Origin of the sequence: Halobacteriovorax sp. HLS, assembly GCF_004006665.1 — a bacterium.
Classification (GTDB): Bacteria; Bdellovibrionota; Bacteriovoracia; order Bacteriovoracales; family Bacteriovoracaceae; genus Halobacteriovorax.
On sequence record NZ_QOCL01000001.1, the window covers coordinates 449,928 to 474,742 of the forward strand.

The following is a 24,815-nucleotide window of genomic DNA, read 5'->3' on the forward strand; positions in this document are numbered from 1 at the left end:
CTACTTATCGTACATTCTACTTAAGATTTGACCTTTCTTTTCGAAGAAGAATCAATTCCTAATATTTCACGGTACTTGGCCACTGTTCTTCTAGCAACCTTAACGTCGTCACGACTTAAAAGGTCAGCAATTTTTTGATCAGAGAGTGGCTTTTTAGGTTGCTCATTCTCAACTAACTCTTTAATTTTTAGCTTAAGAACTTCACTTGAAATATCGACTCCACCATCTTTTCCACCAATTCCTGTATTAAAGAAGTACTTCAATTCAAAAAGACCAATTGGTGTGTGCATATACTTGCTTGTTGTTACTCTTGAGACAGTTGATTCATGCATTCCAATTTCATTAGCAACATCTTTTAAAACCATTGGCTTTAAATATTTCGGACCTTTTTTGAAGAACTCTTGTTGTTGTCTCACAATAGCTTTAGAAACCTTATAAATAGTCTGTTGTCTTGTTTGAATAGACTTTAACAACCACTTTGCAGACTTCAGTTTATCAAGAACATATTCACTTGCTTCAGTTTTCTCACTTCCTTTTGAAGTAAGAAGTTGTTGATAAAGTTTCGAGATTCTTAATCTTGGGATACCTTCATCATTCACCTGAACAACAAACTCTCCTCCAACATTTACAACATAAATATCAGGAGCAATATAGTGTGTTTCTTGACCCGAAATTAAACGTCCTGGCTTTGGATGAAATTGGTGTAACAACTTACTTGTTTCACGAATAACTTCCTCTGAAACTCCAGTTTCTTTACAAATCTTTGAATAATCCTTCTTATGTAAATCCGGTAAGTGATTACAGATTATCTTTTCAAGAAGTGGAGACCTCTCTTCTGCGATTCTAGCTTGTGCAAGAAGACAGTCAGTTAAGTTTGCAGCCCCACATCCAACAGGATCAAATCGTTGAACCATTTCTAATACATCAAATGCATGGTCACGATCTAAATCACTAGTTGCAATTACCTCATCATACGATAAGCTTAAATATCCATCGTCATTAATATTATGAATAATTTCTCGACCTAATTTAAATTCTTCTTCAGTAAGGTCTTCCATTCTCAATTGCCATTCTAGGTGATCTGCAAGTGAGTCTCCTTTAGAAATGATATTTTCATAATTTGGCGTATCATCCCCTGAAGCGGGTCCAACCATTGAAGGTGTTGATGAGGAGTTATTATATGTTTCAACATATTTCTGCCAATCAAAGTCTTCATCTTTTGATATAACTGGACTTTCATCAAAGTTCTCACTCTTGGCTTCAGCTCCTTGGGATTCAAGGGCTTCAACTTTATAATCTTCTTCTGATTTCTTGTCAGGTGTTTCATTACCATTGCCAAACTCTTCGAGCATTGGGTTCTCAACCATCTCTTCAGCAATCACACTGGTCATTTCTAAATGAGTCAGAGTTAGTAGCTTGATGGCCTGCTGTAATTGCGGGGTCATCATTAAATTCTGAGATTGTTTTAAACTTTGTGACAGTTTAACGGCCATAGTTCCACCTTTTATTATTGAGAAGGTTACATTTTGAACTCTTCTCCTAAATAGAACTTCCTTGCTCTTTCATTATTGACAATTTCATCGGGTGTTCCACTAACTAGAAGTTCACCACTATTCATAATATAGGCCCTATCAACAATACCTAAGGTTTCCCTCACGTTATGGTCTGTTATTAAGACACCTATATTTCTATTTTTCAAACTACGAATCACATTTTGTATATCACTAACGGCCAAAGGATCTACTCCTGCAAATGGTTCATCTAAAAGAATAAACCTTGGCTCTAGTGCAAGTGCTCTCGCAATTTCCACTCTTCTTCTTTCTCCCCCCGATAAAGATGAACCTAAGGACTTTCTTATATGCCCTAGACCGAAGTCTTCTATCAAGGACTCGAGTAAGTTATGTCTCTTTACTCGAGGAAGTTTTCTATTTTCTAAAACAGCATAGATATTCTCTTGTACTGTTAAATCTCTAAATACTGACGCTTCTTGAGGTAAGTAACCAACTCCCTTCAGCGCTCTTATATGAATTGGAAACTCAGTTAAATCTATGCCTGATAACTGAATGTCCCCTTCATCGGCCTTTACAAGTCCAACAATCATGTAAAATGAAGTTGTCTTTCCTGCACCGTTTGGACCTAATAGTCCTACGATTTCACCTTGCTCTACTCTGACGCTTACGTCTTTTACAACTGTTCGTCCCGAGTAAGTTTTCTTCAAATTCTTAGCTTCTAAAAAGCTCTTCTGTTCCATAGATTACCTTATAATAAAGTTTGTATTGGCATCATCAACTTCAACCACTTCGTTATTTTCTCGAAGTACAATTTTATTTCCAGTAATCACATCACTTTGTTGAAAAACCTTAGGGTACCCAGTGATAATAATCTTATTATCACTCATGATACCCTCAAGTTTCTCGCCAAAAGCTCGTCTCATAAAGGAGGAAACACGACCATCCTTTTCAAGCTCTACTTTCTCTACAACCTTCACATCGTCATAAAGAACAAAATACTTGAGCTTTTTGTTATAGTTTTCTAGAAATATTTCTCCACGAAGGGATTGTGCCGTAAGTTGTTGTTTTTTAATCTCTACACTATCAGTTAGATCTATCTTTAAGGTATTTAGATCAACTTCAACCTTTTCTGATTTAAAGTGGATACTCTCTTCGTAGACCTTATTTCTACGGATAGTTCCTCTAACATTTCCTATGTACCTAGAAATATTTCTCTCGGGGTATGAGTAAGAACTGTCCGACCAAACCTTAATTCTCTCAGGAGGTTTTCCTTTTACCTGAGAGACACTCTCAGTAAAAACATCACCACGAGAAAAAATCTCATCTTTGTTCATATAATAAGTCACTTCATTGGCCTGTAGTTTACTCTTATTTAGATCAAACTCTACTTCTCCTTCAAAGATAACTTTCTGCTCTCCTTGAATAAGAAAACCCTCCTGGGCCTTGTATTGAACTGGTCTCGCATCATTAGTAAATGCTACTCCTCTAGGATTTACGAAAAGAGACTTTTGGGTAGATGAATTAATAGTCATCTCATCAGCATCAAGATGTAAGGTAGCTGAGCCTTTCTCAACTCTATAGAAAGAAGCTTCTTGGAAATATGACTCTTGATCATAGCTATTTTGCTTCTTAGTACTCTCGTTCTTAAGAGCACTACTTCTTTTCCATTCTATGGTTTCGGCCCATAAAATGATTCCCCCCAAGACTGCGAGAAAGCTATAAACAATAAATGACTTCTTTAGACTATTCAAAAAGATACGCCTTGCAATATTCAGCAAAAATTATACCACTTCTGCACCTTCAGGATGCTATAAAGAACTATAATCTCGTTTTTTTCATTATATTTCAATAGTTTAGTTAATAATCTGAGCTCATATCCAGCTGCTTTTTATTTTACGATATATTTGCCCCTATGGTAGTGTTTGGCGGGAAATCATAAAACAATTCAAGGAAAATACATTGTCTAGCCACACACTCGAGACTTTGAATACAATCATCAATCATGGGGTAAAACTCACTCCAATGATGGATCAATTCTATAATATTAAAAAGAATTATGCGGATCATATTGTCATGTTTAGAATGGGAGATTTTTATGAAGTCTTCTTTGATGATGCTAAAGAAGCATCTAAACTTCTAAATATTACTCTTACTCACCGTGGAAAACTCGGAGAATTCCCAATTCCTATGGCAGGAATCCCTCACCATGCTGCCGCTGTATATATCGATAAACTTAGTAACTTCGGTCTTAAAGTCGCAATCTGCGAACAAATCGAAGACCCTAAAGAGGCCAAAGGTATTGTAAAGCGTGCTGTCGTTCAAGTGGTTTCACCTGCACTTCCTTATGATCTTGAAAAAACTGAAGCAAGTGAGCAAAGGTTCATAACAAGTGCAATAAAAAGTGGGGAAAACTATTATTTAGTTGCGATTGACTTTACTACTGGTGAATTCAGCGGACACAAGCTTTCTTCAAGTGACGAGTTTCTAGACAAATTAAGAATGCTTGGCCCTAAAGAGTTTATTTGTAAAATGGGTCAATGGGATGATTTAAAAGAGCTAGATATTCTCTTAAATGCTTTGGGGGTTTTAAAGACTCACCTTTCGGAAGAATACTTTACAGAGAAATATACAGATATTTATATAGAAAAAGTTATCCCTTCATATAAAAGGGATAAAATTATTGCTGCCACAAAAGAGATTCTCTCTCCTATTGGAGCTCTTGCCTATTACATTTGTTCAACTCAAACGACTGATGACTTTTGCCATATTAGACCTTTTAAACTCGTTAATGAATTTGGATTAATGAAGGTGACGGCCCCAACCCTAATAGGGCTTGAGATTCTTCCAAAGTCTAGAGAAACATATAATGATTCACTATTAGGTTTTCTAGATAAGACTAAGACAGCAATGGGTTCTAGAAATCTAAGGCAAGTTTTTTCCAATCCACTTAATGATTTAAAAGAAATTAGTAATAGACAGAACTTTATCTCATATTTTCTAGAAGAAAATGAATTACTAAGTACGGTCAGAGAACAACTTTCCGATGTGAGAGACCTTGAAAGGATAATGGCAAAAGTCTCAACGAATAAAACAACGCCAGGAGATTTAATAAACTTAGCCAGGGCCATAAGAGTTTACGAAGACCTCTCACCAATTCTTTCTCATGAAAGCGCAGAGTTTTTATCGCAACTAAAACCCTCTCAATTAAAGTCCCTCAAGTCTATTGCAAAGAATATTGAGGATTGTGTAAATGATGAAATTGGTGCGGCCTTAGACAAGGGTAATCTTATAAAAGAAGGGTTTAGTCCTGAAAGAGATCGACTAGCTCAGCTCAGCACCAATACAGCAAATGAATTACTTGAGTTAGAAAATAGATATAGAGAAGAAACCGGTATTCCAAAACTAAGAGTAAAGTCAAATAATGTAGCGGGATACTTTATAGAGGTTTCTAAAACTCATACCGACAAAGTTCCTGATCACTTTAAAAGAAGACAAACTTTAGTTAACTCAGAAAGATATACAACCAAAGAGTTAACTGCATTTGAAAAAGAAATATTTACAGCAAAAGAAAAGCTTGAAAGGCTAGAGAGAGAACTATTTAAAGCTCTAACGACTTCTGTTGCGGATAATAACTTAATCATTCTCTCACTTGCAAAATCCCTTGGTATGCTAGATGTATTCCAAAGTCTTTCGTGGATAGCGGATCAAGAAGAGTTTACTAGACCTGAAATTTTCAAAGATAAAAAGATAGTTGAGCTTGAAGGGGCATGGCATCCTCTCATAAAGTCCATTATTAAAGATCAATTTGTAGCTCACGACATTAAGCTAAACGAAGAGAACTTTTTTGGACTGATTACCGGTCCTAACATGGCCGGTAAAACAACTGTAATGAGGGAAGTTGCCATCATTCAACTACTTGCTCAAGTTGGCTCTTTCGTACCCGCCATCTCTTCAAAGGTTGGATTATGTGACTATCTATTTAGTCGTCTAGGTGCAAGCGATGATATCTTGAAAGGACAGTCAACTTTTATGGTGGAAATGGCCGAAACTGCGGAAATTCTACGTCATGCCACAGACAAATCTCTTATCATTCTCGATGAAGTTGGACGTGGAACCTCTACGTATGATGGATTAAGTATAGCATGGTCACTGGTTGAACACTTCGTTAAGAAAACAAAGGCCATAACGTTATTTGCAACTCACTATCATGAATTAATCGAAGTTGTTGACTTATTGCCTGGAGCGAAGAATTTAACAGTCGAGACTCAAAACCAAAATGGTAACGTACAATTTCTCTATAATCTTATTGAAGAAGGTGCTTCACAGAGTTTTGGTATATATGTAGCGAAACTAGCTGGACTCCCTAAATCAGTCCTTGATCGCTCAACAAAACTTCTATCAAACCTCGAAAAACAAGAGAATCACACTAATGCAACTATTGATACTTCTCAACTTAGCTTCTTTGATAAAACAGAAGTGATTATTGAGAAATCGACTGTACCTGATCACCTTCAACGACTAGAAGATGAATTCAGCACTCTTGATGTTATGAATATGACTCCACTGCAAGCATTGAATAAGTTAAATGAACTTAAGGAGTTTATGCAGTAGAGAATGTAGGAGTTAATCGGAAAGTCTTTCCGACTGACTTACTCTTTTGAAGAAAAGTTTATAATAAAGTATGAAAATACTTATTATCATCTTATCTTTTTACAGTTCTCTGAGCTTAGCAGCAATCAATATTCATCTAGACTCTTATAGTGACATTCTTGAGCATTTTGTAGCTAGTGAAGTACCTAGAAAACCACTTCAGCATGCGCTAGACTTCTATTTTGAAAATCAAGATATTTTAACTAATAAACGCTATATTACTATTGGTGACTACTCACAGAACTCAAGAGAAAAAAGACTTTATATTTTAGACTTAGAAACTGGTGAGTTACAAAGAGAGTACCTCGCTCATGGAAGTGGGAGAAATAGAGTGGGAAGACCTGTCGGCGATAAAGATCACGATGGTATTCTTAATAAATGTAAACATTCAAAGTTTTCTAAGTTTATGAGATTGGTTAAGCATAGAAGATTTGGAATGACACGCCCAGGATTTATGAGAGTTGACGAAACTTATTATTCAAAAAAATTCGACTATGGATCAATGCCTGGACATAACTCAATTTTCTTAACAGGTCTATCTCATTCATCTAAGGATGTGAGAAAACATAGCGTGGTTTTTCATGAAGCTAGTTATGTAAAAAATGAATCTGTAATTCAGGGAAGAACTCTTGGCTGTCCTGCAATTCCAGTAGGAAGAATGAAGTTCGTTCTTCCGAAAATAAGCGGTGGAAGCTTGTATTATTCTTATGTACCTCAATGTAATTAAAAGAGTCTTACCTCATTTATTTATAGCACTCGCTTCTATTTTATATATTAATAAAGTTATTATTTCTATTAATGGATATTCTCTTAACTTTGATGAAACATATACGTACTTTCTAACTACATTGTCTTACAGAGACTTCTTTGTAATCGTCTTCAACGACACTCAGCTACCTCTATACTTTCTTCTGCAAAAAGTTATTTCTTTTACTGGATTATTCGATTATCCAAATAAAATAAGATACCTCTCCCTATTTTTCTGTCTAATTTTTCTTGTTAGAACTTTTTATATGACAGTAAAAGACTACTCTATAGTCACCGCTTTTTTTATCACCATATTCATTATATATAACCCTATTTTTTCACACGTATCTTTTCTGGCCAGACCTTATTCATTATGTATCTTGCTTGTGAGTTTAAATTTAAATTACTTTATAAATTTGCACACAAAAGATAGATCGAACCGCTTCTTATTGACTCTTGTTCTACTCTCTTTTTGTCACTATTTATTTGTTTTTTATCTTTTAATATTGACTACCTTTATTACTCTAAACTTCAAACGCTATAAAGAACTTCTACTTGTTCATAGATTTAAAATTCTAGCATTTGCTACATATTTTTTCATTTGGCTTGGTATTCTTTTTAACCGACATACAAGTAGCCCAGAACTAACAAACTGGATGGGACTACATGACTTACAAAGTTTATACTATTCTTTGTCAGACTTGCTGAGCTATTATCCAAATAATTATTTTAAAAGATATACCTTTTTTTTCGTACTTGCTTTTTTAGTTCTATTTCATCGCAAGTTTTCAGAAAGAATAAAAATCTCCTCTCAGCTCCTTTTAATGGCCTGTTCATTAAATGCAATCGTCACCTATTTTGTGATGCCTATTACAACATATAGATTCATTTCAATATATTTCCCAATCTTAATTTTACTTATTCTTGAAATAGCTAAACAGTGGAAGTTTCGCTATATATTACTGGTGGGAGCTCTCTACTGCTTTAGTTTTCAAAGACCGACCAACTTTCTCCCACTCAACTATGAAGCTTTTGCAAAAACTATACAATTAGTTCTTCACTCGAGTGAAGATACTTTGTGTATATTACCCAGAGCACCTTTTAACCCTATTAATTTCTATAGCTCTGTCGATCTATGCAAACATACTGTAAATTTTGATCAAAAAGTAAATCTCGAAGAGTTCTCAAGTATTGTTCTTTTAGAAACGCACAATTTTCATGATGGAGTTTTAGGCGCAACAATCCCCCCACAACTACTTGACGACTTCTATCCAGTAATAAACGAAAAACCACTTTATATCCTCAAGAGAAAGGTTAATAAATTTAAATAGTTATACTTAACTTAACTTCCACTTATTTCTAAGAATATTATCCCTATAACCGATAAGACTTCTATGTGGAATGAAAAAAGAAAGGTATCACATTTAGTAAAAAAAGAAGCTCCAAGTAATGATGCTATCTTAAAAGATAGAGCATATGCCTTTTTTACGGATATATTTCTTATCTCTATCATTACAAGAGCAGTTCTTCTCACCTATAGTAATTTCATTAGAACATTTTTCTTTCAAATGGAATATACGGCCCAAAGAAGTATACAAAGTAAAATCATTGAAACTAATCTCCTTAGTTTCTGCGTGGTATTTTGGGGTTATTTTTTACTTTCCTATTATCTTTCGGAAGGAAAAACTCCTGGAAAGATAATTTTTCATTTAAAAGTTCAACATCCACACTCGCATAATGAACAACTCACTCTTAAAGAATGTTTTATGAGAACTCTTGGATATTTCCTAACATTACCAAGTTTTTTCACATTACTATCAATTGCATATATAAGAAAAGATCGAAAAGGCCTACCAGACTTACTTTCTAATACGTTTGTTATTAATACGATTGAAGAGAAAATAATTGAGTCTCTTGAGGATGAAACTTCTGTGGCCAAAGTAACTACTCTCTTTCCAGAAGACCCTATTTCGAAAGATATAGACAAGAAAGCTTCTTAATTAAAGAAAATCGGATATATTTCTAAAAAGTTCTTTTGCTCGCTCTTTTATCTTAATTCCCATTAATTCATCTTCACTTAAATTTGTCGAACTTTTTTCAAATGGCGCCATGATAGAGCTTTTTTTTATTTTATCTGAATATTGAATGAGTCCATCATGATGCAACTGCCATGGTCTTAGAACTTTCTTTTTTTGTTTTTTCCCAGAAAGCTTATCTTCTTTTCTTTCAATAATAACATCCAAGATAGACTTCATCCCTTTCTTAGATTTATTGTTAATTTGTTTTAAGCTTATTGCCATGAAAAAAACTCCGAATACTAATAGAATATCAGAATTCGGAGTTTTTTAAAGTACTTATTGAATTTTACTATTTACTTAGTTTTAGTCCAGTCAAAATGTAGCTCTTTAAGCTGGTTCTTCCCTGGTGTAGACGGAGCTTCGGCCATTAAGTCACTAGCTGATGTTGTCTTAGGAAAAGCGATAACATCTCTAATCGAATCAGTTTTTGCTAAAAGCATAACAATTCTATCAAGACCAAAAGCTAGTCCACCATGTGGAGGTACACCATAGTTTAAGGCCTCAATAAAGAATCCAAATTGTGTCTTAACTTCTTCTTCACTCATTCCTAAAACTTCAAACATTTTTTTCTGAACACTTTGATCATGTATTCTGATTGAACCACCACCTAACTCATAACCATTACAAACTAGATCATAAGCTTCTGCCGGTAAATCTTTATAGGCATTTGAGTCTTTAGAATCACCTGTCATAAATTTTTCAGTTAACTCTTTTTTCACCATAGTGAATGGATGATGGCGAGCAATGTATCTCTTATCATCAGGATTCCACTCTAGAAGAGGAAAATCATGAATCCATAGAAATTTATATCCTTCAGTAATTAAATTTAACTTCTTACCTAAATGACGACGTAGAGCATCTGCACAAGAGTGAGTAACATCACTATCAGGGTCTGCACAGAACATCCAAGTTCCATTACCAGCATTTTCTTCTAAAGCACAAAGCTTAGAATAGATTTCATCAGTAATAAATTTTGATATCCCTGCACTTCTTTCATCACCTGACACTTTAAAGAATGCGACACCTTTTCCACCGTGTGGCTTCACAACTTCAGTCAGAGCATCGGTATCTTTACGTGAGAAAGTTCCATTCTCTTCAGGAATGAAAATTGCTTTAATAAGACCATTGGCATTTGCAACACTTGAAAAAACAGAAAAGTCAGAGTCTTTAAAAATATCAGTAACGACTTTATGCTCTAATCCAAATCTTGCATCTGGTTTATCTGATCCATATCTGGCAAGGGCTTCATTATAAGTCATCATTGGAACAACAAAGTCTGCTGGAAGCTTGAATAATTCTCTGATAATTTTTTCTACAATATTTTTAATATATTCTGGAGTCGCAAAAGAGACCTCCATATCAATTTGAGTAAACTCTGGTTGCCTATCAGCCCTTAGGTCTTCATCTCTAAAACATCTACAAATTTGAAAATACTTATCAGTTGAGCCGATCATAAGAAGCTGCTTCAAAGTCTGTGGAGACTGTGGAAGAGCGTATACCTTAGAAGGGTGAACTCTAGAAGGGACAATATAGTCTCTAGCACCTTCAGGTGTTGATTTATATAGAATTGGAGTTTCAACTTCGATAAAATTCTCTTCTTCAAGCATTCTTCTAACTGCGTTAGTCGTTCTTGATCTAAGAGCTAAAATATCCTGAAGTTTCTTAGTTCTTAAATCAAGGTAGCGATACTTAAGTCTAAGATCCTCTGTAGCTTCAATCTGACCGTAAGGAAGAAATGGGATATTATCAATATCATTACGTGACAAGACTTCAAGCTCAGTAACCTGAACCTCAACCAGTCCAGTATCCATTTTTGAATTTTGAGCATCAGCTGGTCTTTCCTTAACTACTCCAACTGCTTTGATGACAGATTCAAGTGCACAATTTTTTAGAACTGCCATATCTCCCTTGTAATCATCAAACCCTAATTGAGTTAATCCAAACTTATCTCTCACATCAATAAAGTGTAGTGCACCTAGATCTCTATACTTATTTACCCATCCACAGATAGTAACAGTTTGTCCTACGTGTTCTTTTCTTAACTCCCCACAATTGTGAGTTCTTAGTAGTCCTTTTAATTCGGCCATTTGCAAAAGCTCCTCTTCTCTTTTAGAGTTGAATGATGAAGCAAAATATATCGCACTTTCTATCAATGCTCACTAAAAATGTTCTCCTGATTGCAATATTGTTATTACAAAGCTCATGCAGTGAGCCTGAATCAAACCTTCTTACTTTCCACGATAAAATAATATTCGAACTTCCAAGTGGAAAAAAGGCCTTAACATATGTTGCCATGAGTGAGAGCCAAAAGAGTCAAGGCCTTAGCGGCGTACAAGACAAAGACTTTTCAGTGAATCAAGCGATGATTTTTTATTACAAAGAAGACGGGGTGCGACATTTCTGGATGCCTGATACATATTTTAACTTAGAGATCTTCTTTTTAGATAAGGATTTTAAGATTTTAAATGTTGAGCGCGACGTACCCCATCACCCAGGTCTAGTTGAACCACCAAAGATCTATAGAACTAAGGGTTACTTTACAAGATATGTTTTGGAAATGAAGTCCAGCTCTCCCCTGGCGAAAAACTTGAAGCCAGGGCATAAACTGAGATTAATTAAAGGCTCTTTTCCCTAGGAAATAATATTAAATACTCATCTTTAGCAATAAATCCAAGATTATCTCTTACTAGCTTCTTTTGATAAGCTGAATCATTACCAATTTTCTTTATTTCTAGAGCAAGGTTTTTATTATCTTTGATTATTCTTTCACGTTCATAATTCTTATCTTCAAGCAGGTTTAGTGACGAGTAATAGTCCATAACACCACCTGTAGAGAAAATAAGTCTAAAGAGTAAGAAAGTACAAAATGCCCAGCCAAACTTTACTAAGTATCCAACAAAATTTGTATCAGAGCTCTTTTTACGTGTATTTACTTTTCGCTTAGCAGAAGTGTATCCAACTTTAGCAGGTGCTTTTGCAACGGCCTTTCTAATAGGTGCAACAAATTCAGTATCATCAGGTTTGGCAACAGCTTTTCGTGTGGGTTCTTCACTCTTTCTCAGAGATGAAACCTTCTTTTTTAGTAATCCACTTCCCCACCCTCTATCTTCCTTTGAAGGCATAGATTCTGGAGCAGGTGGCATTCCAGCTGGTCTTTGAGAAGGTGTTGAACTAGTAGAAAACCTTGGGTTTCCTCCAAGTCTTGTTTGACCTTCAGTAGGATTAGTATTTGTTGATCTTAATCTTGAGTTTAACCCACCACCAGCAACTCGAGGAGCTGAGTTATTTGAAAATAAAGGTCCATCACTTTGGGAAGCACCAGCATTTGCCGCTGTCTCCCCCATAGCATCTCTCTTGGCCTGTTTTGCTCTATTGCGCTCAATCGCCTTTCTCAAACGATCGTTCGCACTTCCAACCTGTGGAGCAGCACTGGCTTCAGATCCTCTTGATCTGGAGTCAAATGAAAATTCCAATTTTAAACATCCTGTTTAAAGTTTAGTACACCTTCAAAAACAAATTTCTTAAAAGTGACAACATCCTGTTATTACTATTGTAAGGTAAGGAGTCATTTCGCTCAAGGTTAAAAAGAGAAAAGTTTTAATTTAAATGAGTAATTGCTCTATTGAGATCCAAAAACCGCGAACAACAGCGATTTCTTCAAGGAAAAGTGCGAGTCTTTGATGTTCTAAGCAAAGTGAAGTTTTATCAAAATCAAAATGGTATGAGCCGTTTTCGAAAATATTTTTAAACATTAAGTAGTTCTTGTCAGTAGGGTTAACTGCACGAATTTCAAAACTCTTTTCTGTACTAGAATACTCCGCTATTGAGAAATACTTCTTGAGTAGCGATTCACACATGGCCAATTTCTTAGCAGCGATACGCCTGTCCCCGATTGGTCCAAGCCTTACATAATCGGTATCACGATTTACTGATTGGGCCTTAAAGAAAACATTAAAACCATTGTCATTAGATTCATACCACCAGCTAAAACCAGGGTCGCTTAAATTACAAACCATTTCCTCATGAATAGGAAATCTTCTATTAATTATATACTCTGAGATTATTTCAGCCTGCTCTATCGACTTTGTTTCAAAGTAATGAACATTTGAAAGGTCCTGTTTATCTCGAATCTTGAGTCTTTTTAATAAATTCTCATCTTCACACATGAGATCATGAATAGTTTGATTAATATTATGAGTTTGAACGCCTCGAACACAGAAAGTTGATACACTTTGATCTAGACAAAAAACTAGTCCTGTCCCCGTAGGAAAAGGTGCTGAGTCGACGATATCTTCATTTTTAGGTGTGACTATGCTTTCTTCTAATATAGGAGACTCAAGAACTTCTTCTTGCTCAAATTCGTTGAAGAAATCAACTTGATCAAACTGGTGAGAACCTTTTAAGGCCTCACTAAGAGCAAAAGTTTCTTTAGCTAAAAAATCTACATCAATAATTGGCGATTCCATTCGTCCCCTTTTTCCTTCCATGAAAAAAGAATCATTATGAAAATTTTGAACTATTTAATCTAAAAAGACAAGCATTCTCTTACCACAGAGCTTTTAGCAAAGTTAGTATAAGAATTACAATTAATGGAGAAAAGTCAAAAGGTAGATCTGGTGGCATATAACGACGAACAGGGTTACAAGTATAGTTTGCGAACTTATTAATTTTCATAACCCAAGAGTTTCTACGATATTGAGGAAGATAGCTTAAAACTATATCTATAATTAATAATAAAATATAAAGTTCGATAACTACTCTAATAAGTCCCAATGTATACTCCCTTATTACTAACTATAGGCTGAATTAAAACAATCTTCAAGCTACAACCTTCTTTGTCAGTAAATTCTTTTTAACAAGAGTTGTACAAACGCAAGCTCCAAAGTAAAAGAAGCTCATTGCTAGGTAAAGCCAAATAATAATAACTATTACAGTATAGTAATCTCCGTAATTTCTCATCAAAGTGGATCTGATATACATAAAATATATCCAAAATAAGTTTTTACCTAATATCAAAAGAGAACTAAATGTTAATGAGCCCACTAATGCTTGCTTCAGAGATAACTTCCATGAATAGAACCACCTATATAAGAAAGTAAAAAATAGAGAAAATATAAAGAAGTGAAAGAAGTTAGACTTCATTACAAATGAAAACTCAACAACTGACGGAGAGAAATGTCTTAGCTTAAATAAGAGCTGTGGAAAATGCTCTGTGAGAAAGTCTACAAGCATATTATTAGACATTAGTTTACTCACATAGAAAATTAAACTCGGAATAAAGAAAAGGATTGTTAAAAAAAGAATAGTTACACCAATAACCAGAATTCCTTTAATATGCTTTGAAATACTCAAATAGCTTTTATCATCGGTTATCAAAAATAATCCGTTCCATATTGAATTAAAAAAAGACAAAGATGAAACTAACAAAATAGCAAAATTAAGCAACGTAAACTGACCTTTCGCAAAAAGTGGTCCACTCACTACCCCCTGCAAACCTTTTAACATTTGAGGAGCTACATCCGGTAAGAACTTGCCTGCCAATTCAAAAATTTGCACTTCAGTACTTTGCATATCTCCCAGTAACATACCAATCACCCTAATGATCAAAAGAAAAAAGGGAACCATTGTTAATATTATGTAGAATGTAGAAGAAGAAGCTAAAGTAGTTCCACGCTTTTTTTGAAATAAAAACCATGAGCTCTTAGAAACATCATAAATTAATTTAAGCATGAATTATTGTAAGCGATTTACCAACAAGGTGGAAATGTATAACTCCCTAGATCTTAAAAAAGAACTAGGGAGAAGCTGTGAAGACCAGGAGAATGTCAATGGATGTTGATCCTCACAAACAATAATTTCAAATACTTACATGAGACTGTAAAAGTTCAAGCTATATACATATTTCATCGAAAGGCCTCTAGTAAAGCACCATTGTCCAAATTGAAATAAAATTAAATTACCAGCAAATGACACACAGCTCTCTTTAATATTACGAATCTCTACTTTGCGATGAAAAAACTTTGATAGATAATCATTAAATACTAAATACAAATTTAAAGGATTCACATGAAACTATCTCTATTAATTTTATCAATACTGACCTATGCGTTAACACTTACAAGTAGCGCCGAGACAATTCAAAGTACGTATGGAAAGAAATTTAAATATGATAAGGCCTATAGCTTAAATGAAATCTTAACAGATATTAATACCATTTCAGGTAAAGAGGTTACTCTAAAAGCAAAGGTTGTTAAAGTTTGCCAATCAAAAGGTTGCTGGATGGGACTGCAGGCAAATGATAAGTCTGTAAGAGTAACTTTTGAAGGATATTCTTTCTTCGTTCCTATGTCACTTATCAATAAAGAAGTAGCTCTAAAGGGAAAACTTTTTGAAAAAACTATCTCTAAGAAAACAGCGAGACACTATCTATCAGATGAAGGAAAATCAAAGGAAGAAATCGAAAAGATCACATCAGACGTAAAAGAGTATAACTTTATTGCTTCTGGGGTTCAGGTCCTTTAATTTTCTCACAAGCAAGTGAGTACTTAAGTTTACAACTTTTTTGCAGGTACTCATTTGCTAAAGTTTTCATCTGATGTTCGTTATATAAATTAGAAGCAACAAAACAAGCAGCTCCGTTTCCTTCGTTCTCACAAAACCACTCATAAATACTAATCTCATACCTTACATATAAGAGAGAGAGCGTGAAGAAAGAAAAAATAATTAATGCTAACTTGTACTGGTATTTCACAAAAGTCCTAAAATAGTGTTAGTTGATCACCTATAATCAAATCATCAAAAGACTTATCATAATTCGAAAGCACAGAGTCGGCCAGTGGTCTTATCTGTTTTTCAATATAATGATCATAATCAATATTTGAATATTCTAATTTTGCAGGATATGCCCCATTCATAGTCATTACATACTCAATTGACTTCCCTTGCTTCTTTCCAGTCTTGTCTCGATAAATAATTGCCGCCCTAACATGGGCAGGAATTACTTTTGTATATTCATCAATACTCTTAGTTAATCTCTTTCTATAAATAAGTTGGTCATCGAATTCTTTATTCTTAAGTCTATTTACAAAATCTTTAATATACGTCTCTAAATCTCCATCACTAAATAACTTCTCAAAAAGAGTATATTGAAATTTTTTTGCAACTTTAGTCCAATCTGATCGAACGACTTCCATACCTGCGAAGTAAAGCTCTTCTTTGGAGTTCTCAGTAATAAGACCTGCATACCTTTTTTTTGCTCCACCTTCACTACCTCTTGCCTTTGGTAAGAAGAACTTTTTAAATACTTTTTCGAATTCTATCTCTAAATGAGAGTCAACATTAAAGCGAGTCTTCAGCTTCTTAGTTAAGAATTCATTTGAGCTTCTTACTAACTCTTTAGCCTTTTCTTTAACTTTAAAAATATCTTCATGTTTAAGTTTTACAAAAACAGAGTCAGTATCTCCATAGATAACTTCGTACCCATGACTATCGAAATAAGTTATAGCTTCTTTTAGTATCCACTGCCCTGTCCCTGTTATAGCTGTTGGAAGATCAGCATGGTAGAACCGACAACCTGGAGATCCCATAACTCCATAGAATGAATTCATAAGAATTTTTATCGCCATTGAAAGATGAGAGTCTCCTACTTGTTTTGCTTGCTCTCTTTTTAGGAAAAGTTCTGATATAAAATTTGGTAATATATGCTCTGTTTTAGAAAATCTATGCCCTGTTGGTGTTTCAACACTTGATTCATCACTCATAATCCTAGAATAAGGATCGATTTTAAAAGTCTTAATAATCGAAGGATATAAACTCTTAAAATCAAGAACAATAATATTTTCAAACAATCCAACCTTCGGCTCCATTACAAAACCTCCAGCCGCCTGTGCTTCACGCTGTATATCAAGAACATTTGGAGCGACAAAACCTTTTCGGTGTATTAAAGGTAGCATTAAATGATCAAATGCGGCCGTCGAAGCGCCTAATCGATCTATAACCATTCCCGAGATTCTAGACCTTGTAATGCAAAGTTCAATAAGTTCCGTCTTCTTAAAAATATCGCTTACAAGTGTACAATCGAGCAAATTATACTTTGCAAGCGCCAGTTTATCTTCTCTAAACCGTCTTTCAATTTCAGCAACTTTATTAGCACCACCCTCATTAATATCTTTACCAATACCGAGTAGTTCACTTGCAACAGTATCAAGTTTAAAATTTTCAAAGCTGTAGAAAGCCCCCCTTAAAACAGGCGGTCCATCTAAAACGACCCTTCCTGGAATAGTTGCAAAAAATCCAATCCCTTTTCTCTCAACAAGACGATTCTTTTCACCATCGCGTCCAAAGTTGAAAGGTATATTGTATTGCATATACTTTTTTTCCAAAAACATAAGATCAAAGCCAACAACATGCCAACCTAATATAAAGTCAGGGTCCTCTTCAAGTAGATCACTTTTAAAAGCCAATAGAACATCTCTTTCAGACTTATAATAAGTAAGCTCTTGATTTATGACCTTATCCTCATCTGCTACCATATAGACTTTCTTGCTCTCCGCTGAATTAGAAAAATAATGTACTCCAATAGAAAAGAGATCATCTTTCATACTTGTTTCAATATCGAAAGAGAGAACTTTAGGAGCTACAGCAGACTTACCTTTTTTTAGATTGGGATTTAAAAAGACTTTTAACTTTCCCTGTTCGTGAAACTGTCCTTCAATAGAAATGTCTCCATTAATAAACCTCTCCATCAAATAACGTTCCGTAGGCCTAACGTCAGATTCGTAAGTCCTTACTCCTGCATTTGCCAAAGTATCTTTAGCAGAGAATAAGTCCCCTTGATTCTTAAAATAAATGGCATCAACTTGCTGACCTGTAAAAGATTTTAACTGCAACGTTTTTCTTTCCACCATATTTGGGATATCGATGTGCTTCGAATTCGTCTCAATAAAGAAAACAGGTCTAAAGTCAGTGATAACAACTTTGGCCGGACCAATATTAGTGGTTACATAAAAGTGCAACTCCATTCCATTACGGGTGTCATTATAGTGTGAAGAAAGAATAAAGCCATTGATGTCATTCATAAATGAACATTATCACAGCAAATGAGTAATTAGAAACCATACGTTATGATAAACACGCGAATACTTATAAATTTTAGAAGTTCTTTCAAGGACTTAGTCTATGACCATCATTTGTACACCTATGAATTTATTTCAAAATAACACAAAAAAAAAGTTAATATCTCTAAAATGAAAGTAATGAAAGCAAAGATATTACTTACCATATTAACAATACTCCTAATAGGTTGTGGCAAAAAACAAGACCCTGATCAAACCTATATCGTAATGGATGAATCAAGCTCGACTTCATCGGAAAGTATTGCTAAGAAATATGATGCTATATCAAAGACAAGTCACCTAGAAGGGATCAGCTTCACTGATGACTCTTGTGAAAACAATAATATTCAAACTGACATTCTTATTTTCTCTGATAAAATTGAGTCACTAGGTGGACAAATTAATGAACTCTCCTCCTATGACCAAGATGCTATTGGATTACAAAAGTTTCTTTCAGATTCAGGACTCACAAGTCTAAATGCCCAAGACTTTGCAAGAGCAGGAACCCAATCGACAATGAAGTCTTGCGACCTAATTGATCTAACTCCCCCTAAATCTTGTTGGTATAGGACTTTAGCCCTTGGTCTTCTCAGTGAAAAAATATCAGAAGAAACAGGTGTTCAAATTGAGCTAACAAGTCACTATCGCAGCACATGCTATAACGAAAAAGTTGGAGGCTCCAAAAAGAGTGACCATATTGGAGCAAAGGCAATAGATTTTTCAGTTAAAAATGAAGCCGAAAGACATAGAGTCGAACAATATATTTGCAACGAAATTTGGAAAGAAAACCTTTTTAAACAAAGCTCAGAGGGACAATTAAATAATATCTCCATTGGTCTTGGTCACACATTTATGCATATAGGCCTAGATAGTGTTCATGGTCGCCGTCATTGGATCTATGATAACTATATTCAAAATAACACCATGCCTAGTACTTGCTGGAAATCACTATAGTCTGACATAAATTTTCTTTATATGATTCATTGTTATTATTAATTATATTTAATTCCATTAATAACTTATACTCCAATCAAGTACTAAAGAATTACGTCTAAAAGCTAGACAGTTAATATTTTTAGGCAATTACAACTTGATTTAGCGACCAATTTCTCTATATTTAGAGCGTAAATTGCAAGCAGAAATGGCATAAAGTTTGCTCTTATCTACATATAAATCAATTATCTTGGAGAATGAGATGGACATATTACCACTCAATAAATGGATTCCTAACCTTAAAAAGCCTCTTGTCATAGCAGGTCCCTGTAGTGCTGAAAGTAAAGAGCAAATGCTTGCAACGGCCAATGAAATAAAAGCTGTAGATGATGTAAGAATCTTCAGAGCAGGAATTTGGAAACCAAGAACAAGACCTAATTGTTTTGAGGGAGTTGGTGAAGAAGGACTTAAATGGTTATCAGAAGTTAAAGAAAAGACAGGACTCCTCACTTCAACTGAAGTTGCAAACTCACAACATGTAGAACTAGCACTTAAACATAATGTTGATATTCTATGGATTGGAGCAAGAACGACAGTGAGTCCTTTTGCTGTTCAAGAAATTGCAGATTCATTAAAGGGTGTGAATATCCCTGTAATGGTAAAAAACCCCGTTAATCAAGATTTGGCCCTTTGGATTGGCGCACTTGAAAGAATGTCTGGAGCTGGAATAAATAAATTAGCGGCCATTCATAGAGGTTTTTCAACAGGAGACACTTCAAAATATAGAAATCTTCCATTATGGCAAATCCCTATGGAACTAAAGAGACTCTTTCCAACTCTTCCTATGATTTGTGACCCAAGCCATATCGCAGGTCGCAGAGATTTAATTGCCTACATCTGTCAAAAAGCTATGGATGCTGACATGGAAGGTTTAATGATTGAAACTCATGTAAACCCTGATGTGGCCCTTTCAGATGCAAAGCAACAGGTAACTCCAGGCCTTTTAGATGAGATCTTAAAAGGTCTCTCACTTAGAACAGAGTTCACTGCCGATAGAAATTTTGAGCAAGAACTTGATCACCTTAGAAGTGAGGTAGACAGAGTTGATAGAGAAATCCTAGATGCTTTGGCCTCAAGAACTGAGATTATAAAACGAATCGGCGAAGCAAAGAAAGCTAATAATATAATGCCACTTCAATTACATCGTATGGATGAATTAATGAACAAGCGTGTTGACTTAGGAAGTGAGCTTGGGCTTGGGAAGAAGTTTATAAAAGATATATATAATTCAATTCATTCGGAATCAGTTAGAATTCAAAGTGATATTGTGAATGACTTTAAAGTAAAGAAATAGTTTTTTTGTGTATAATAGTCACATGAAAAATTCTAATCGTATAAATAATATTGAAGGCTCTAAGAGTATTGCTCTATCTGCTAAGATAGAGCAATTAAAAAGTGAAGGACATAATATAATAGGCTTAAATGTAGGAGAACCAGATTTTCCAACACCAAGCCCTATTATTGAAGCAACAATCAATGCGCTACAAGAGAATAAAACTCGTTACTCTCTTGTTCAGGGAATAAATGAGCTGCGTTCCAAAATATCAAGTTATCTAAACCAAAAATATTCACTCGAAACGAATAAGAATAATGTCCTCCTGGGAAATGGTTCAAAACATATACTTTACTTAATTTTTCAAGCTCTTCTCAATGAAGGTGATGAAGTTATTATTCCGGCTCCATTTTGGGTAACATTTCCTGAGTCTGTAAAGCTAGCAGGTGGTGTTCCTGTAAGTGTGAATTGTAAGAGAGATCACCAACTAGACTTAGAACAAATAGAAAGTGCTATCACAAAGAAGACTAAGGCCATTCTAATAAATACTCCAAACAATCCTACAGGAGCTGTCTATAGTAAAGCAGATTTAGAACGAGTCGTTAAGCTAGCAAGTAAGTACGACTTAAGTATTATATCGGATGAAGCTTACGAGATTTTAACCTACAAAGGATGCGAACATATAAATATTAGCTCTCTTTCAGAAGAGGCCTTTAATAGAACTCTAACTGTTCAGTCTTTTTCTAAAAGCTTTTGTATGACAGGGTTTAGAATTGGATACTTATGCGCTAATGAAGAATTTATTAATGCTGTAAATAAACTACAGGGTCACCTCTCAGGAAATAATTGTACTTTCGCACAATATGGAGCTCTCGCCGCTTTAGATATGGACTATACTGTAGTAAAAGGTATGATTGATGAGCTAGAGGCCAGAAGAGATCTAGCTTATGAGCTCTTTAATCAAATATTTCCATTAGAGAAGCCACAAGGCGCCTTTTATCTTTTCCCAAATATTGAAAATTATATAAACAAACTCGGTCTTAAGAACTGTGAGGAATTCGCCCTTTATATTTTAGAAAAGGCCAATGTTGCAGTTCTACCTGGAAGTGCATTTGGTTGTCCTAATCATATAAGGATTGCATTTGCTAACTCTCAAGAAGATATACGAACAGCTTTTAGTAGAATAAAGGACGTACTATGAAAATTGGTGTTATAGGTTTTGGTCGTCTAGGAAAACTACTCGTAAGAAATATTTCTCAGGATGCAAGTGTTGCTGTATTTGACATTAATATAGATACTGACTTAGTGAGTTCTATGGGAGCAAAATCTGTTTGCTTAGAAGAAGTTTGTAAATCAAAAATTCTTATTCTGTGCGTACCTATTTCTAAAATCAGCGAAGTCGCAAATCAGATTAAAGACCATATCACTCCTGACACTCTGATCATTGATGTTTGTTCAGTAAAAGTTTACCCAATGGAAGAATTAACAAAACGACTTCCTGAAAATATTCAAATACTAGGAACTCATCCGATGTTTGGGCCTGATAGTGCGGCTAAGAGTCTCTATGGTTGTAAGATCGTGCTTTGCCCAGAGAGAGTTAGTGATAAAGTATTAAAAGATATTCAAGGCTACCTTGAGTCTCACGGCTTAAAAGTAATTGTATCAACAGCGCATGAGCACGATGAGCAAATTGCCCAAACTTTGATTCTTACCCATACAATTGGTCGAACACTAATGGATATGAATTCAATGGAAATGGAAATTGATACAAAAGGTTATAGACGACTTTTAAAGATTTTAGAAACGGTTGAAAACGATAGTGTTCAATTATTTAATGATATGAATAAGTATAATCCTTATGCAAAGAAAATGAGATCCTCTCTTTCTCATTCATTATCAAAAGTTCTAGCGAGTGTTGAAGAATGAAAATTGCATTTCAAGGTAAAAAAGGCGCTTATAGCGAAATGGCCATCCTTAGCTATTTCCAAAAAGATGTAATCGCGACAGGTTATGACCTTAGTGAAGAAGTTTGTGAAGCACTTGAAAACGACGAGGTTGCAATAGGAGTCCTTCCTGTTGAAAACAGTATTGTTGGAAATGTAGCCGTAAATGTTGATCTACTTCTCAATCACCACTTCTTTATTATTGGAGAGATTTATCTCCCTATTAAACATTGCCTACTTGCTAGAAAAGGAACAAAAATTGAAGATATTAAGACTGTAAAGTCTCACCCTATCGCCCTTGCTCAATGCCATGACTTTCTTGTTCGAAATAGGATTAAAGGCATTCCTGAATTTGATACTGCAGGCTCAAGTGAGTTGCTATCTAAGGATGACTCTTTAAAAGAAGAAGGGACAATAAGCTCTTCGTTAAGTGCCCAGTACTATGGACTTGAGATCTTAAGTGACAATATTCAAAAAGTAGAAACTAACTTCACACGCTTTGTAGTATTTGTTAAAGAAAAAAATATTCCAGAAACCTTACGTCAAGAAAAGACAAGTTTAGCTTTCTCCACCAATCATAATCCAGGAGCTCTTTTAAAGTGCTTAGAAGAGTTTGCCAATCATGGTCTAAACCTAACAAAGATTGAATCTCGTCCTATACCTGAGAATCCTTTCATGTATACATTCTTTGTGGACTTCCTAGGTAGTATTCATGATCAGAACGTTCAGGACTGCTTGATTAAATTAAAAGAAAATACGAAGTCTATAAAAATTTTTGGAAGCTATCCACAGGGAAAATTCTAAGGTTTAAAGCTTTTTAAAACATCTTTCTGCCTTTGAGCCAGAGCATAATCTTTAGCAAGTTTACGACACCAAAGAATTTCAAAAAAGTAAAAGACAGCAAAAATAATATAGTTACCTATAGTTTTAAAGAAGGCCCAAGTATCTGTTGAGTGAAATAGTGCTATGTAACCCATGAATAAACCTGTCACGAAAAAGTATATCGTTAGATGTTTTTCCATTGACTCGATAAAGAAGTGAGGTGGCTTATTTTTCATAGGAAGATCATTTACAAATTCAACAAGTAGCCCCGTTCCCTTTTTTAACCTATAGGCCATAAATGCTGAAATACCAATACCAGTAATACATGGTTGGAGCTTAAACCAGATTCCTTCGTCACCAAGTAAGCTCATCCCACCCAACAAAAGTATGAGAAAGAAATTTGCTTTTGATACGGTATGAATATGCTTATTAAAAATCCATTCTAGAATCATCTCTAAGATAGCTAGAGCTAGGCCACCTGCAACCGCGATTCTTATTGGATAGTTTGCTTCAAGATACCAATAAGCAATTGCAGGCAAAAAAGAGATGAGAAAAAAGCTCTTAGATATAGATTTGTCCATATATATTATCTAACACATGGGTCTATCTATTGGCCACTAACCTGCCTTCTTATATTCTTCTTCAATAGTTTCAAGCTTAGCTTGACAATATTCTAGATATTCTTTCTTTAAAGAACTTGGATCTAAGATTTCAATATGGTCATTAATGCTAAGTAACCACTCATAAAGCTCATCACTTCTTTCTACAGATGCGGCCCAAATCAAGTCCCCATTCATATTCGTCGTTACATAAGGATTACCTAAGAATTGGTAAGATGGCCTTAGGTCCACATTACTTGAAGAAACAATCTTTAAAACTAATCTTTCTTCTTGTCCAGAAACTGCTCTAATCGCTGCGATAAAGTCATTAACTTCAATGGAGCTATAATTTGGAATATACTGAATATCTAAATCAACTTTGAGCTCTTCAATCTCTAAAATATTGAAATAAACAAGACATCGATCATTACAATCTTCACCTACTAAACATAATTCCCCTTCTATAAAAACTGCTTTATGAGCAAAGTAGTCGAACTTTCTCCCATCATGCAATTCTATAGACATAACAAATCCACGCTTAATAGCTTCATCTGTTTTTTGTAAGTAGCTTCTATGTTTAAGATCAATCTTTTCTAATAGTTCAAATCTTTTTTCTTCATCATGGATTGCGCGAAACAGATCATGCTCAGCATATTCTGTTTCAATTGTAGATAATTTTTCACTTAAAACTTCATGATGAAAAGTACCTTTATCTTCATCCATCTTTGGAAAGTGTGCTTGAAAGGCAAGCCACTCTTTAAAAGTTAATTGAAGAGAGATTTTCTTTTCCAACTTTATTGGTGCAATAAATCTCCTACCTTGCACTTCATTAATTTCAACGAAGTAATTTAAATTTTCTAAAAATGCCACACAGTCAGTGAACATATTTTCATCTAAATCAGATAGAATAAGAAAATCTTTTAGCGGAAGTGTTTCATTTAAATTTTCTAAGCATGTTAGAAAAGTCCAAAATTCTTCCTTTAAAATCAATGAGTTATTATGCATTTGCATTCCTTTTTCATGGGCTGAGGTAAATAACCTACTAATCTTGTCGGCTAAGAGTCTCAATCTCTTTAGTGATTTTTC

General features: G+C 34.7%; 24 protein-coding genes. 11 read left to right on the forward strand and 13 right to left on the reverse strand.

Going from position 1 to position 24,815, the window contains the following annotated elements:
- Positions 1 to 20: 20 nt before the first annotated feature.
- The 3 genes from rpoN to lptC are packed head-to-tail and all read right to left on the reverse strand — an operon-like array spanning position 21 to position 3,262.
- Entirely contained in the window at positions 21 to 1,493 is a 1,473-nt protein-coding gene (rpoN, locus tag DPQ89_RS02220; protein WP_127714728.1) for an RNA polymerase factor sigma-54, read from the reverse strand.
- Between the two features lie 26 nt (positions 1,494 to 1,519).
- Positions 1,520 to 2,251, reverse strand: a complete 732-nt coding sequence (lptB, locus tag DPQ89_RS02225; RefSeq protein WP_127714730.1) for an LPS export ABC transporter ATP-binding protein — start codon at positions 2,249 to 2,251, stop codon at positions 1,520 to 1,522.
- Positions 2,252 to 2,254: 3 nt separating this feature from the next.
- Entirely contained in the window at positions 2,255 to 3,262 is a 1,008-nt protein-coding gene (lptC, locus tag DPQ89_RS02230) for an LPS export ABC transporter periplasmic protein LptC (protein WP_164848221.1), read from the reverse strand.
- 208 nt (positions 3,263 to 3,470) lie between these two features.
- Between lptC and mutS the strand changes: the two genes are divergently transcribed.
- From mutS to DPQ89_RS02250, 4 genes are all read left to right on the forward strand, one after another.
- Complete coding sequence (gene mutS, locus DPQ89_RS02235) at positions 3,471 to 6,122, forward strand: DNA mismatch repair protein MutS (protein ID WP_127714733.1); 2,652 nt, start codon at positions 3,471 to 3,473, stop codon at positions 6,120 to 6,122.
- A 70-nt stretch (positions 6,123 to 6,192) separates the two neighbouring features.
- Positions 6,193 to 6,888: a murein L,D-transpeptidase catalytic domain-containing protein gene (locus tag DPQ89_RS02240; protein WP_127714735.1), complete on the forward strand. Its 696-nt coding sequence runs from the start codon at positions 6,193 to 6,195 to the stop codon at positions 6,886 to 6,888.
- Between the two features lie 526 nt (positions 6,889 to 7,414).
- Positions 7,415 to 8,239 (forward strand): hypothetical protein, encoded by an 825-nt coding sequence (locus DPQ89_RS02245; protein ID WP_127714737.1) that lies wholly within the window; start codon positions 7,415 to 7,417, stop codon positions 8,237 to 8,239.
- Between the two features lie 63 nt (positions 8,240 to 8,302).
- A complete protein-coding gene (locus DPQ89_RS02250) occupies positions 8,303 to 8,908 on the forward strand; it encodes an RDD family protein (protein WP_127714739.1) in 606 nt (201 codons plus the stop codon).
- On the opposite strand, the gene DPQ89_RS02255 is transcribed toward DPQ89_RS02250, so the two are convergent.
- Together DPQ89_RS02255 and aspS are read right to left on the reverse strand one after the other, a co-directional pair.
- Positions 8,909 to 9,208 (reverse strand): hypothetical protein, encoded by a 300-nt coding sequence (locus DPQ89_RS02255; RefSeq protein WP_127714741.1) that lies wholly within the window; start codon positions 9,206 to 9,208, stop codon positions 8,909 to 8,911. It lies immediately after the preceding gene.
- Positions 9,209 to 9,279: 71 nt separating this feature from the next.
- A complete protein-coding gene (gene aspS, locus DPQ89_RS02260) occupies positions 9,280 to 11,073 on the reverse strand; it encodes an aspartate--tRNA ligase (RefSeq protein ID WP_127714743.1) in 1,794 nt (597 codons plus the stop codon).
- A gap of 35 nt (positions 11,074 to 11,108) precedes the next feature.
- Between aspS and DPQ89_RS02265 the strand changes: the two genes are divergently transcribed.
- Positions 11,109 to 11,621, forward strand: a complete 513-nt coding sequence (locus DPQ89_RS02265) for a DUF192 domain-containing protein (RefSeq protein WP_164848222.1) — start codon at positions 11,109 to 11,111, stop codon at positions 11,619 to 11,621.
- On the opposite strand, the gene DPQ89_RS02270 is transcribed toward DPQ89_RS02265, so the two are convergent.
- The 4 genes from DPQ89_RS02270 to DPQ89_RS02285 form a co-directional block, all read right to left on the reverse strand.
- A complete protein-coding gene (locus DPQ89_RS02270; RefSeq protein WP_127714747.1) occupies positions 11,602 to 12,459 on the reverse strand; it encodes a septum formation initiator family protein in 858 nt (285 codons plus the stop codon). The two genes, DPQ89_RS02265 and DPQ89_RS02270, sit on opposite strands and share 20 nt — an antisense overlap.
- 129 nt (positions 12,460 to 12,588) lie before the next feature.
- Positions 12,589 to 13,452 carry a hypothetical protein gene (locus tag DPQ89_RS02275; RefSeq protein ID WP_127714749.1) on the reverse strand — a complete coding sequence of 288 codons (864 nt, stop codon included), beginning with the start codon at positions 13,450 to 13,452 and terminating at the stop codon, positions 12,589 to 12,591.
- Positions 13,453 to 13,531: 79 nt separating this feature from the next.
- On the reverse strand, positions 13,532 to 13,759 hold the full coding sequence (locus tag DPQ89_RS02280; RefSeq protein WP_164848223.1) for a YggT family protein: 228 nt from the start codon (positions 13,757 to 13,759) through the stop codon (positions 13,532 to 13,534).
- Between the two features lie 45 nt (positions 13,760 to 13,804).
- Positions 13,805 to 14,716, reverse strand: coding sequence for a YihY/virulence factor BrkB family protein (locus tag DPQ89_RS02285; protein WP_127714753.1), 912 nt, complete (start codon positions 14,714 to 14,716; stop codon positions 13,805 to 13,807).
- A gap of 336 nt (positions 14,717 to 15,052) precedes the next feature.
- Here DPQ89_RS02285 and DPQ89_RS02290 point away from each other — a divergent pair, with 336 nt between their 5' ends.
- The gene (locus DPQ89_RS02290) at positions 15,053 to 15,508 is read left to right on the forward strand and encodes a DUF4920 domain-containing protein (RefSeq protein WP_127714755.1); all 456 of its coding nucleotides are present in this window, start codon (positions 15,053 to 15,055) and stop codon (positions 15,506 to 15,508) included.
- Here the strand turns inward: DPQ89_RS02290 and DPQ89_RS02295 are convergent.
- Positions 15,480 to 15,737, reverse strand: a complete 258-nt coding sequence (locus DPQ89_RS02295; RefSeq protein ID WP_127714757.1) for a hypothetical protein — start codon at positions 15,735 to 15,737, stop codon at positions 15,480 to 15,482. The two genes, DPQ89_RS02290 and DPQ89_RS02295, sit on opposite strands and share 29 nt — an antisense overlap.
- A 7-nt stretch (positions 15,738 to 15,744) precedes the next feature.
- Entirely contained in the window at positions 15,745 to 18,063 is a 2,319-nt protein-coding gene (locus tag DPQ89_RS02300) for a DNA polymerase II (RefSeq protein WP_127714759.1), read from the reverse strand.
- 177 nt (positions 18,064 to 18,240) lie between these two features.
- Here DPQ89_RS02300 and DPQ89_RS02305 point away from each other — a divergent pair, with 177 nt between their 5' ends.
- From DPQ89_RS02305 to pheA, 5 genes are all read left to right on the forward strand, one after another.
- Positions 18,241 to 19,053, forward strand: coding sequence for a D-Ala-D-Ala carboxypeptidase family metallohydrolase (locus DPQ89_RS02305; RefSeq protein WP_164848224.1), 813 nt, complete (start codon positions 18,241 to 18,243; stop codon positions 19,051 to 19,053).
- A gap of 241 nt (positions 19,054 to 19,294) precedes the next feature.
- Entirely contained in the window at positions 19,295 to 20,386 is a 1,092-nt protein-coding gene (locus DPQ89_RS02310; RefSeq protein ID WP_206611127.1) for a chorismate mutase, read from the forward strand.
- Positions 20,387 to 20,408: 22 nt separating this feature from the next.
- Complete coding sequence (locus DPQ89_RS02315; RefSeq protein WP_127714763.1) at positions 20,409 to 21,566, forward strand: pyridoxal phosphate-dependent aminotransferase; 1,158 nt, start codon at positions 20,409 to 20,411, stop codon at positions 21,564 to 21,566.
- Entirely contained in the window at positions 21,563 to 22,291 is a 729-nt protein-coding gene (locus DPQ89_RS02320; protein WP_127714765.1) for a prephenate dehydrogenase/arogenate dehydrogenase family protein, read from the forward strand. The genes DPQ89_RS02315 and DPQ89_RS02320 overlap by 4 nt, the downstream gene beginning before the upstream one ends.
- The gene (pheA, locus tag DPQ89_RS02325) at positions 22,288 to 23,112 is read left to right on the forward strand and encodes a prephenate dehydratase (protein WP_127714767.1); all 825 of its coding nucleotides are present in this window, start codon (positions 22,288 to 22,290) and stop codon (positions 23,110 to 23,112) included. The genes DPQ89_RS02320 and pheA overlap by 4 nt, the downstream gene beginning before the upstream one ends.
- On the opposite strand, the gene DPQ89_RS02330 is transcribed toward pheA, so the two are convergent.
- Together DPQ89_RS02330 and DPQ89_RS02335 are read right to left on the reverse strand one after the other, a co-directional pair.
- On the reverse strand, positions 23,109 to 23,711 hold the full coding sequence (locus DPQ89_RS02330) for a septation protein IspZ (protein WP_127714769.1): 603 nt from the start codon (positions 23,709 to 23,711) through the stop codon (positions 23,109 to 23,111). The two genes, pheA and DPQ89_RS02330, sit on opposite strands and share 4 nt — an antisense overlap.
- 36 nt (positions 23,712 to 23,747) lie before the next feature.
- The gene (locus DPQ89_RS02335; protein WP_164848225.1) at positions 23,748 to 24,734 is read right to left on the reverse strand and encodes a WYL domain-containing protein; all 987 of its coding nucleotides are present in this window, start codon (positions 24,732 to 24,734) and stop codon (positions 23,748 to 23,750) included.
- Positions 24,735 to 24,815 lie beyond the last annotated feature (81 nt).

Excerpts from the sequence above, each read along its gene's own strand:
- rpoN (WP_127714728.1), bottom strand. The coding sequence starts at position 1,493 with ATGGCCGTTAAACTGTCACAAAGTTTAAAACAATCTCAGAATTTAATG.
- lptB (WP_127714730.1), bottom strand. The coding sequence starts at position 2,251 with ATGGAACAGAAGAGCTTTTTAGAAGCTAAGAATTTGAAGAAAACTTAC.
- DPQ89_RS02240 (WP_127714735.1), top strand. The coding sequence starts at position 6,193 with ATGAAAATACTTATTATCATCTTATCTTTTTACAGTTCTCTGAGCTTA.
- DPQ89_RS02250 (WP_127714739.1), top strand. The coding sequence starts at position 8,303 with ATGTGGAATGAAAAAAGAAAGGTATCACATTTAGTAAAAAAAGAAGCT.
- DPQ89_RS02255 (WP_127714741.1), bottom strand. The coding sequence starts at position 9,208 with ATGGCAATAAGCTTAAAACAAATTAACAATAAATCTAAGAAAGGGATG.
- aspS (WP_127714743.1), bottom strand. The coding sequence starts at position 11,073 with ATGGCCGAATTAAAAGGACTACTAAGAACTCACAATTGTGGGGAGTTA.
- DPQ89_RS02265 (WP_164848222.1), top strand. The coding sequence starts at position 11,109 with ATGAAGCAAAATATATCGCACTTTCTATCAATGCTCACTAAAAATGTT.
- DPQ89_RS02275 (WP_127714749.1), bottom strand. The coding sequence starts at position 13,452 with ATGGAATCGCCAATTATTGATGTAGATTTTTTAGCTAAAGAAACTTTT.
- DPQ89_RS02285 (WP_127714753.1), bottom strand. The coding sequence starts at position 14,716 with ATGCTTAAATTAATTTATGATGTTTCTAAGAGCTCATGGTTTTTATTT.
- DPQ89_RS02290 (WP_127714755.1), top strand. The coding sequence starts at position 15,053 with ATGAAACTATCTCTATTAATTTTATCAATACTGACCTATGCGTTAACA.
- DPQ89_RS02300 (WP_127714759.1), bottom strand. The coding sequence starts at position 18,063 with ATGAATGACATCAATGGCTTTATTCTTTCTTCACACTATAATGACACC.
- DPQ89_RS02305 (WP_164848224.1), top strand. The coding sequence starts at position 18,241 with ATGAAAGCAAAGATATTACTTACCATATTAACAATACTCCTAATAGGT.
- DPQ89_RS02310 (WP_206611127.1), top strand. The coding sequence starts at position 19,295 with ATGGACATATTACCACTCAATAAATGGATTCCTAACCTTAAAAAGCCT.
- DPQ89_RS02315 (WP_127714763.1), top strand. The coding sequence starts at position 20,409 with ATGAAAAATTCTAATCGTATAAATAATATTGAAGGCTCTAAGAGTATT.
- DPQ89_RS02320 (WP_127714765.1), top strand. The coding sequence starts at position 21,563 with ATGAAAATTGGTGTTATAGGTTTTGGTCGTCTAGGAAAACTACTCGTA.
- pheA (WP_127714767.1), top strand. The coding sequence starts at position 22,288 with ATGAAAATTGCATTTCAAGGTAAAAAAGGCGCTTATAGCGAAATGGCC.
- DPQ89_RS02330 (WP_127714769.1), bottom strand. The coding sequence starts at position 23,711 with ATGGACAAATCTATATCTAAGAGCTTTTTTCTCATCTCTTTTTTGCCT.
- DPQ89_RS02335 (WP_164848225.1), bottom strand. The coding sequence starts at position 24,734 with ATGCATAATAACTCATTGATTTTAAAGGAAGAATTTTGGACTTTTCTA.